The 8,612-nt window shown below is 54.2% G+C and carries 12 protein-coding genes; all 12 read right to left on the reverse strand.

The features are described 5' to 3' along the window. Positions 1 to 225: 225 nt before the first annotated feature. The gene (locus WKT20_RS16955; protein ID WP_004291526.1) at positions 226 to 753 is read right to left on the reverse strand and encodes a glycoside hydrolase family protein; all 528 of its coding nucleotides are present in this window, start codon (positions 751 to 753) and stop codon (positions 226 to 228) included. Further along, positions 750 to 1,253, reverse strand: a complete 504-nt coding sequence (locus tag WKT20_RS16960; RefSeq protein ID WP_004291525.1) for a DUF3872 domain-containing protein — start codon at positions 1,251 to 1,253, stop codon at positions 750 to 752. Before WKT20_RS16960 ends, WKT20_RS16955 begins: the two co-directional genes overlap by 4 nt. Further along, a complete protein-coding gene (locus tag WKT20_RS16965; RefSeq protein WP_004291524.1) occupies positions 1,250 to 2,152 on the reverse strand; it encodes a toprim domain-containing protein in 903 nt (300 codons plus the stop codon). Before WKT20_RS16965 ends, WKT20_RS16960 begins: the two co-directional genes overlap by 4 nt. 7 nt (positions 2,153 to 2,159) lie before the next feature. Next, on the reverse strand, positions 2,160 to 2,735 hold the full coding sequence (locus tag WKT20_RS16970; protein ID WP_004291523.1) for a conjugal transfer protein TraO: 576 nt from the start codon (positions 2,733 to 2,735) through the stop codon (positions 2,160 to 2,162). A 2-nt stretch (positions 2,736 to 2,737) separates the two neighbouring features. Continuing rightward, positions 2,738 to 3,724, reverse strand: coding sequence for a conjugative transposon protein TraN (traN, locus tag WKT20_RS16975; RefSeq protein ID WP_004291522.1), 987 nt, complete (start codon positions 3,722 to 3,724; stop codon positions 2,738 to 2,740). A gap of 34 nt (positions 3,725 to 3,758) precedes the next feature. Beyond that, positions 3,759 to 5,111: a conjugative transposon protein TraM gene (gene traM, locus WKT20_RS16980; protein WP_340417782.1), complete on the reverse strand. Its 1,353-nt coding sequence runs from the start codon at positions 5,109 to 5,111 to the stop codon at positions 3,759 to 3,761. After that, entirely contained in the window at positions 5,092 to 5,379 is a 288-nt protein-coding gene (locus WKT20_RS16985; RefSeq protein WP_018697145.1) for a TraL conjugative transposon family protein, read from the reverse strand. The genes traM and WKT20_RS16985 overlap by 20 nt, the downstream gene beginning before the upstream one ends. Before the next feature lie 27 nt (positions 5,380 to 5,406). Continuing rightward, on the reverse strand, positions 5,407 to 6,030 hold the full coding sequence (gene traK, locus WKT20_RS16990) for a conjugative transposon protein TraK (RefSeq protein WP_004291519.1): 624 nt from the start codon (positions 6,028 to 6,030) through the stop codon (positions 5,407 to 5,409). A gap of 31 nt (positions 6,031 to 6,061) precedes the next feature. After that, the gene (traJ, locus tag WKT20_RS16995) at positions 6,062 to 7,066 is read right to left on the reverse strand and encodes a conjugative transposon protein TraJ (RefSeq protein WP_004291518.1); all 1,005 of its coding nucleotides are present in this window, start codon (positions 7,064 to 7,066) and stop codon (positions 6,062 to 6,064) included. 3 nt (positions 7,067 to 7,069) lie between these two features. After that, on the reverse strand, positions 7,070 to 7,699 hold the full coding sequence (locus WKT20_RS17000) for a DUF4141 domain-containing protein (RefSeq protein WP_004304283.1): 630 nt from the start codon (positions 7,697 to 7,699) through the stop codon (positions 7,070 to 7,072). Positions 7,700 to 7,722: 23 nt separating this feature from the next. Beyond that, complete coding sequence (locus WKT20_RS17005; protein WP_004291516.1) at positions 7,723 to 8,103, reverse strand: DUF3876 domain-containing protein; 381 nt, start codon at positions 8,101 to 8,103, stop codon at positions 7,723 to 7,725. A gap of 40 nt (positions 8,104 to 8,143) precedes the next feature. After that, positions 8,144 to 8,612 (reverse strand): TraG family conjugative transposon ATPase (locus tag WKT20_RS17010; protein ID WP_340417783.1); only part of this gene is annotated, 469 nt, incomplete at its 5' end.

Consider the following 8,612-nt stretch of genomic DNA (forward strand, 5'->3'; position numbering starts at 1 on the left):
CTAAATACTTTCTTCATAATTTCGCTATACTTTTTATGGTTAATAACTATGTTTTGTATTGCTCTCACAACACTTACAACTTGAAGTGTTATTTGGAAACCGATAGGCAAAAATGGCTCAACGATGTCAATTAACGAGAAAATCCTACGATAATCTATCAAGTGATAGAGCAAAAGACGTGCCAAGTTAAATATGGCACGTCTTTTGCCAGTTTTGTCAGTCCTTTTATGGGATATACAACAGCGCAAACTCCGCCTTTCTCCGTTTGAGCAGCATGGCGTGGCGTTTTCCTTTGTAGTTGCAGAAGGCTATATACTCACGGTAGATGTTCCTGTCACCAGCTTCCAGCTTCTTGATTAAGGTGCTTTTGGGGATTGTTTTGCTGCCTAACAGCTTCGCCGGTCCCACATTGTAAGCTAACGTGCCAAGCAAAATCGAATCAACCCCGAATTTACGGAACATGGCGACAAATTTGCGCAGGTCTTTCCGCAAAAGTTCATCCGCATCCCGTTTTGTCATGGTTCGTGCCGAATACTTCTCGTTTGGCAAAAGTTTGTGACCCCAACCGACGTATGGGTAGTGTTTTTCTGAGTGCCAGCCTTCAAAGTAGCGGCAGCATAAAAAAGCACGTTCCATAAGCGGCAGTCGGTAGATTGCCGCCTGCCCGTCCGTTCCCTCTTGGCGGCTGATCTGCGCGGACACAGAACAGACCGTCAGAAGTGAACAGAGCATTGTCATGAATACACGCATCATTTCAACAAGGGGCTGAAGTTGCCGATGGGAACGATGGTAAGATCGTCGTCCTTTACATTCCTGTTGTTGAAGTCAAATTCCAGTTCGTAGGAGTTGCTAAAGTTATCCTCCACCACCACGATGAAATTATGCGCCTCATCACCCGCCGCCGTGTAGTACAGGCGGAATTTTTCGTTCTCCAGCAGGTAGCGGTCGTTAGGCAGGAAGGTGATGCCGTTATCCATTTTGAGCGAGCCTTCCCCCTCGAACTGGAAATAGCGGATGGTATAGAGCGTACCCGAAAAGTCGCCCTCCTTTTTCAGTTCACAGCGGATTTCCACTGTCTGCCCCTTTACTACCTTGTTCGGCACGGGCATGACCTCCACCGTGAAGGGATAGGACTGCTGGATGTCCATGTCATCGTCACATGACACGAGGGTGAATGACATGGCGGCTATCAGGCATAACGCCACTGCCTTGAATATTGATGTTCTCTTGTTTCTGTTGTTCAGTATGTTCATTGTTCTTCGATTTTTAGATGGTTGTTTTTCTGTTTTTTCGTTGTCAGTTGCAGGTACTCGTTCAAGTCCTTGCAACCGTCATAGAGGGAGGAACGGTCGGTGACACGTTCCCCGTATCGCATGGTAAGTGCGGCAAGCGTCCGCCGTCCGGCTTCGTCACGGTCGAGGAAGCAGCCGATGCGCCCGTATCCGTCCAGCAATCCCGCCGCCTTCTCCACGTTGGCGACTGAGTTCAGCACAAGACAGTCAGCGTTACCGGTTACACCAAGCGTCACGGCAGAGAGAAAGTCCATGAAGCCCTCGAACACGAGGCACTCGTCAGCCGGGATGTCATTCGCCTTTACCAGTGATACAGACTTCGGAGGTATGCAACCCTTGAAATATCGGCTTCTGACTTCATAGCCACCTGCCATGTTCGGAAAGCCAACGGCAAAATACCGTTTTCCACGCACACCGTAGTTCAAGCGGCAGCAGTGACGGGATGCGATGGCGTAAGGGATGCCCCGTTCCTCTAAATACTCCGTCAGCAGTGAGCGGAGCAGCGGAGCGACCTCCACATCCTCAAAAACGGATTCGGTCGGCTTCGAGAGATAGACGGGCTTTTCCCATCCGGCAACCGTCATATTGGCGGCTTCCGCTATGAACTTCGCTTGCTTCATGAAGTCATCGCTTTGCAGAAACTCCCCGGCAAGCGTGAAGATGTCGCCGCCCTTGCCCAAACCGAAGTCGTACCAGAGCTGTTTCGCCACGTTCACACGGAAAGAGGATGTGCGCTCGCCCCTGTACGGGGCAAGATACCACAGCTCGTTACCGCTCCTTCTGACAGGCTCATGCCCCAGCCGTGCGAGAAAATCCGCAAGCGGCATCCTTCTGACAGCATCTATTTCCGTCCTTTCCATGCCCGTGTCAGTTGATGATGAACTTGATACCGACCCCGAACTGCGTGTGGAACTTCCGTGTGTCGCCACCCCAAAGGCAACGCTCCCGCAGGTTGGCAAGCAGGGCGATACGGTCTGCCACGTAACACTCCACATCGAGCGTCAGCGCACCGCCGTAGATGAAGGCGTCCCGGTCGTGCAGCGTGGAGCCGTCATGCAGCACCTTCTTCCCCCAATTTACCGCCTCATATCCGGCGAGAGCCGAAGCCCCGGCATAGACGAAAACAATCTTTCGGGCGTCCGACAGTATCTTGAAGTAATAGCCGCCCTCCGCCGTGAACTGCGCCACGGGTATCTTGGTGTCCTTGTAGGGATTGTTCTTCAACAGGTATTCGCCACCGAACACCCACTTGTTCCCCTTCTTCGTGTAGGTGGAGAGAGCCGCCCCGAAGCTGTACCCGCCGTCCTTGCCGCCGAGATTGAAGCCGTCCGCCATGTCCGCCCTCACCTCGATGCCCTGCATCTTCGGCAGACACCGCTGGGCGTGCGCCTGCCCTGTAAAAAGGGCAAGCGACGCGATGATTATTGCGATGTACTTTCTCATGGTCAGCGTACTTGAAGTTCGTTGATGGTACCCGCGCGTACCAAATCCTCGTTCTCAATCACGAAGGACTGGTGACGGCCGCCGTTCTTCTCGTTCAATTCCACCACGAGGCACTTGTCATCGGGGATGGTGAACTTCGCCATCGTGAAGACCGTGCGCTCGCTCTTTTTGCCCGGCACGAGGGTGGCGTAGTTCTGCGCGCGGAGCGGCAGAATAATCTGCTCCTGCACGGCAGTACGCTTCGCAACCTTCTTGTCCACGATTTTCCAAGTGATGTAGTCCACATCGAAAGGCACGTTGCTCTGGTTCTTTATCTCCGTGTGGAAATAAAGCAAGCCGTTGTGCGTGTAGATGCCTTTCAACAGGTATTGGATGCCGAAACGCTTGCAGCCGATATGCTTCACCTCGCGCTTGTTCTGTTTGTGGATGGACTTCATGATAAGGCGCACCAGCATCGGGCTTTCGCTGCCCAGCTCTTTCAGATAGATTTCCTGCGCGTTGTTCGGGCGGTTCACCGTGCTGCCGTCATGGATGAAGTCGCACATCTCCACGTTGAGCAACAGCGGTTCGGCGGCGTACTTCACGTTGAAGGTGTAGAAACTGCCGTCCTCCGTGATGACGGACATATTCGTTTCGTTGGGAAAATTCCTTACGGTAGCCTTCACACGGATGATGTTCTCCGCTCCGTCGGCTTTCCCGGCAATCAGGTCGGGCGAGCCTAAATCGACATAGCGCACCTCCGCCGGAAAAATGACGTGGACGGTCTTGTCGTAGGTCACTTCCAGACCGTGCGGCGGTATCATGCGGTCGAAGGTCAGCTTGCGTGACAGCCCGTGATATAGGTCGCCGTCCGCCTCCTTCTGCGGATAGACCTCCTTCGTCAAGGTCGGTTGTTCACTTCCGTTGGTCGTTTCAACGGTTACATTCTCCTGCGCGTTGGCAGTTATGATGCCCATAGCGAGGGCAAACATGATGATTACTTTTCTCATTACTTTTGGATTTTAGTGGTAATTTTTATTGTTTTCAATATTTTTCTTGGTAAAGCATGACCCTGTACCCGGCTTTCAGATGCACCTTGACGGTTCGCATCTTTTTGGCGATGTACTGGCTCGTGCCTTGTATCAGCCCCTTGCCCAAGTCGGAGGCGAGCTGCGCCCCGGCATTGGTGGAGATGTTGATGCTGCTTCCCAGCGAGCCGCCCATGTTGGCGGCGACCTCCCGGACGGCGTTCATCTCCATCGAGTTCGGGATGAAGATGCCGGGCTGTCCGTCCGTGTCATAGACCGCAAGCTCCACGGGGATAATCGTGCCGTCGTATTCCAGCGAGGTAATCTCGATGTCGAGCCGCTCACCCTGTATCTTGCCCGTGCCGACCACCACCGCACCCCGGGGTATTGTCCTGCCTGCCACCGCCATAGGCTCCAGCAGGCGCAGCCTTACCGTCTGCCCGTCCGTCACGCTCTGCGCCCCATGCACGCACGCCGGTATGGTGTTCCTGTCCAATACCTCCGCCGTGCCGACAGCCGTGTTGAAACCCCGGTTGCGTTCCTGCGATAAGGCGGCGACAAACTCCGCGTTACTCATAGGCTGTGAGAGTGAAGAAACTACTTGATGCTCCACCTGTCTGATAGGCATTGCCTTGTTCTTCTTCCCTTTCTGCACGGTAGTTGGCTCTGCCCTCTGTTCCGCCGATGGCTGTCCTCCGTTCTGACCGCCCATGTACTTTGCCGCCAGCTCGTAGGACTTCTCCATAAGAGCCACCTGCTCGTCCATAGAGGAAGCCTTGCCCATCTCGCTTTCCAGTTCCGACTCCAGCGATGCGATGCGCTCCAACAATTCGTCCATCTCCGCATTGTCGTTTTTCGGCTGGTCGTAGAAGTTTCCGAGCGTGGCGTTCAGGTCACGGTAGGCGGCTGCGGAGGACTGGATGGTCTGCGGCGTGGCTGGCTTTGCCCTTTCTTCCTTGCCGCCCGGATTGGCGAGGTCGAAGTCCACTCCGTTCTCCGTTCCCGCTATCTCGCGGTCGAACATGTCGCCCAGCTGCCCGATGGCACGGTTGCGGCTCTCCTGACGCTCTTCCATCTCCCCATGCTCGTAGGCTTTCAGCTTGTCGCCGATAATCTGCCGGTTCGCCTTGTCAGCGTCGGGCATCTCGGTGTTGTATCCGTCCGTTCCCGGCGGTTGCTCCTTGCCGGAGGACGGGGCGAATATCAGCCACATCGCCCCGATGAACACCAACACCATAGCGGGCAGCACGATCATCTTCTGCCGTTTCAGCCGTTGCGCCTCTGTCAGCGGTTCGCGCTCCTTTTTCGGTTTCCCCGTTTCGGGAGCAGCTTTGTTCTCTTTCGTCGGTTCATTCTTTGTCTGTTCCATATAAATAAGGTGTTAAGTGATTGCCTGTTTCCGCCGGGGTCGGCAGTTCCACCCGTCCGGCGTGTCCCGTTTCCATATGTGAGCCGTCGTTCCTGCCGATGTCATAGACGGCTCTGCCGAAGGTGTAAAGGGCAAGCACCGCGAAGGCGGCGAACATCCCCAGCACGATGCGGCGGCGTGTTTCCGGCGGCAAGCCGTCCAGATACCCTTTGAGACTTGCCGCCAAGCGTTTCCGTTTGTCGTGGAGTTTCCAATACATGCCCCACATTGATTTTCTGATACTTTTCATGTCCTGTTACCGTTTGATAGTCTGTAAATCCTTGTTCTCAATGATGGTGAAACCCTCGATGGTAAAACCGTTCGGGTTGTCATCCGACCGCGATGCGTTCAGCAGGCGGCAGGTGGTCACGAGGCTGCGCTCGGTGACGTTGCTCTGCCGGATGATTTTCTGTGTGGCGTAGGTCACGGCACGGTAGGGATAGGCGTTGAAGTCGCACACCACGCTGTCCACCTTCAGCACTTGGTTGATGTTCCCGGCGATGATGCGGTTGTAGTACCCCTTCTCCGCGAAGTCCGAATAATAGTGGTACACGCTCTTGTCCGCCAGCAGCAAGGCACGTTTCACGTTGTGTTCAATCGCGCTTTTTTCAGGTGATAGCGTGAAGAACATCTCGTGGAAACGGCGCACATGTTCCCGTGCCTCCGCCGGGCGGTTCTGCGACAAATCCTGAGACAAGGCGAGCATCAGGCTCTTGCCGTTGTCCAGCACATAGATTTTCTCCCGTTGCTTCTCTGCGAAACGGTAGGAGTTCCACACGCTCCACACCGTCACCACGGCGCACAGCGAGAGGAAGACGATACCGAACAGGCGTATCTGCCTGAACGACGATTCGATGTTTCTAAGTGATTTGAATTCCATTTATATTTTCCAATTTATGATTGCACATTGATTATTTCAGCAATTTGCCGACACGTCCGACTGCGTTTCCTGCGGCTGCACCCGCCACGCTGCCCGCCATGCTTCCGGCTCGTCCCGCCATCTGGTTCACGTTGCGACCGTAACCGCCCATGCCTCCGGCTTGGATAATCCAGCCCGCAACGGTGGGAATGGTAAAGTAGCCGATGATGCCGATGCAGAGGAATACGATATACACCCCGTCGCTCGAATCCAGCGAGAAGTTCGGGTCTGCCTGCATCCGCTCGATGTCGTTTTGCAGCATCAGAACCTGTATCTTCGCCAGTATGGTGCTGAACATGTCCGATACCGGTAGCCACAGATAGACCTGTATATAGCGGCATATCCACTGCGTGAGCGTGTTTTGGAAACCGTCCCATACCGACAGGGCGAAGGCTATCGGACCGAGAATCGCCAGCACCACGAGAAAGAAGGTGCGGACGGTGTCTATCACGAGGGCGGCGGCTTGGAACAGCAGTTCGAGTATCTCGCGGAAGAAGTCGCGGATGCTCTTCTTCATGTTGTACATTCCCCGGTCGATATACATTCCCGCCATCGTCACCATGTCGGAGGGCGACCAGCCGAGTTCCTCCAGTTGCTTGTCAAATTCCTCGTTGGACACGAGGTAGGCGGTTTCGGGGTTGCGTACCATCGCCTCGTATTCCAGTTTGTCCTTCTGCTCCCGGTATCGGTTCATGTCCAGCGTTTCCGCCTCCAGCATCTTTGCCGTGCCCTGTACGACGGGTGAGAGGATGCTGTTTATCGTGCCCAGCACCACAGTCGGGAAGAACATGATGCACAGACCGATGGCAAAAGGACGGAGCATCGGGAATACGTCTATCGGTTCAGCTCTCGCCAGCGACTGCCATACCCGGTAGGCGACGTAGAACAGCGCACCCAGCCCGGCGATGCCTTTCGCCACACCAGCCATGTCCCCACACAGCGGCATCATCTGCTCATAAAGTGAACGTAAAATCTGATGAAGGTTGTCGAACTTCATAGGCTACCAGTATCTTTCGTTCATGTTCCCGTACAGCCCCATGATGCGGTCGAGGTCGTTCTTCTTTTTCGCACGCAGGTAACTCACGGAGATGTTCTTGTTCGTGTAGTAGCTCACGAGGTTGCGGTAACGCTTCATCTTCGAGTGGCAGCGTTCCACCACGTCCATGCGCTCCTTGTCGGTCATGGAGAGCGTGGTGATGTTCACCACGTTCCTGAGTTCCGTCAACACTTCGTTGCTTTCCTCCAGCAGTTTCGTGTAGCCGAAAGCGATTGCGGAAAGCTCTTCGGGTCTGAAATTCCCGTCACGGAGCATCCGTTGGAAACTGTTCACATAGATGTCTGTGATGTCGCCCACCATCAGGATGGTCTGCTGCACCTTGCGGGCGTCCTTGACCAGATTGTTCACCGATTTGAGGGCATCGTAATACTTCTTGCCCTGCTGATAGATTTTCACCGTCTCCTGAAAGTTGCTCACCATGTTCGTGGCGGTCTTGGAGGTATGGATGATGTTTTTGGAGGCATTGATGATGCCCTGCGCTAGATTGCCCGGATCGCTTACGACCCACTGTGCGCTTGCCCTGCCCGCGAAAAGCAGGCACAGGCAGATAATCATTGTTATTCTTGTTCTCATGTTACTTTGGATTTTAGTGGTTGTTATTCTTCGGTCGGATGTCCCGGCTGCGGCTTCACCCGCACATAGTCCCCGTTTGGCGAGAAAGTCAGCACATCCGTGGCCTCGTTGTAGGACACGTCGATGCGGAAGCCGGTGTTCATGAACAGGTTGCCGTTCTCCTCCTGCAAGAGATAGGTTTCCGGCTTGAGCTTGCGGCGCAGACCGCTACGACGGAACACCGTCACTTTGTAGGCTTCGCCCTCCTTGTAGATAAGCACGTCAGGTTTTCCCTCCACGCTCTCCCAGTTCCCGCACAGCATGTCGCGGCGGTTGTCGGCCACGTCGCAGGATTGCAGCATCATGACCGCCAATCCGATAAGGCACTTGCTGACTTGCAGCATTTTCACTTTTGGTAAATTCATACGCGTTTTTCTTTTTTGGTTGATACATTCTGTTTTTTAGTTATTCCTTGTTTCTCCGCCTTTCGGCAAGCTGCCGGATGGCGGCTTCGATGTCGTCGCCCAGCTTCTCCGCCAGACGGTAAACCTCCACTTTTTCCGTTTCCTCGGTGGTGTACGCCAGATACTCTTCCGCGCTGACCTCCGTGGCATAGACCGCCGACTGCGTGCCGCCCAAGCCTATCCACACCTCCTTGTAGAGCCGTGAAGGGTTGTTCGCCATGTTGATGGAGAGTATCTGCGACTTCTCCTTTTCCGTCAGTCCGAGCAACGCCTGTATCTGGTCGAACTTGTTCATATATTTCCTTTGGTCAAGCAGGATTTTACAATCCGAGTTGTTGATAATGCTCTCTTTGACCACCGGAGAACTGATAATGTCGTCCACCTCCTGCGTCACCACGATTGCCTCGCCGTAATATTTTCTGACCGTCTTATACATATAGCGCAGATATTCAGCCATGTTCGCCGATGAG

The organism is Phocaeicola sp. ICN-14070 (assembly GCF_037892625.1).
Lineage (GTDB): Bacteria > Bacteroidota > Bacteroidia > Bacteroidales > Bacteroidaceae > Phocaeicola > Phocaeicola plebeius.

What these genes read in the sequence shown, in the direction of transcription:
- traJ (WP_004291518.1), bottom strand. Translation starts at nt 7,066, where the DNA reads ATGAAGTTCGACAACCTTCATCAGATTTTACGTTCACTTTATGAGCAG.
- WKT20_RS16985 (WP_018697145.1), bottom strand. Translation starts at nt 5,379, where the DNA reads ATGTGGGGCATGTATTGGAAACTCCACGACAAACGGAAACGCTTGGCG.
- WKT20_RS16965 (WP_004291524.1), bottom strand. Translation starts at nt 2,152, where the DNA reads ATGGAAAGGACGGAAATAGATGCTGTCAGAAGGATGCCGCTTGCGGAT.
- WKT20_RS17005 (WP_004291516.1), bottom strand. Translation starts at nt 8,103, where the DNA reads ATGAATTTACCAAAAGTGAAAATGCTGCAAGTCAGCAAGTGCCTTATC.
- traM (WP_340417782.1), bottom strand. Translation starts at nt 5,111, where the DNA reads ATGGAACAGACAAAGAATGAACCGACGAAAGAGAACAAAGCTGCTCCC.
- WKT20_RS16960 (WP_004291525.1), bottom strand. Translation starts at nt 1,253, where the DNA reads ATGAACATACTGAACAACAGAAACAAGAGAACATCAATATTCAAGGCA.
- traN (WP_004291522.1), bottom strand. Translation starts at nt 3,724, where the DNA reads ATGAGAAAAGTAATCATCATGTTTGCCCTCGCTATGGGCATCATAACT.
- WKT20_RS16955 (WP_004291526.1), bottom strand. Translation starts at nt 753, where the DNA reads ATGATGCGTGTATTCATGACAATGCTCTGTTCACTTCTGACGGTCTGT.
- WKT20_RS17000 (WP_004304283.1), bottom strand. Translation starts at nt 7,699, where the DNA reads ATGAGAACAAGAATAACAATGATTATCTGCCTGTGCCTGCTTTTCGCG.
- traK (WP_004291519.1), bottom strand. Translation starts at nt 6,030, where the DNA reads ATGGAATTCAAATCACTTAGAAACATCGAATCGTCGTTCAGGCAGATA.
- WKT20_RS16970 (WP_004291523.1), bottom strand. Translation starts at nt 2,735, where the DNA reads ATGAGAAAGTACATCGCAATAATCATCGCGTCGCTTGCCCTTTTTACA.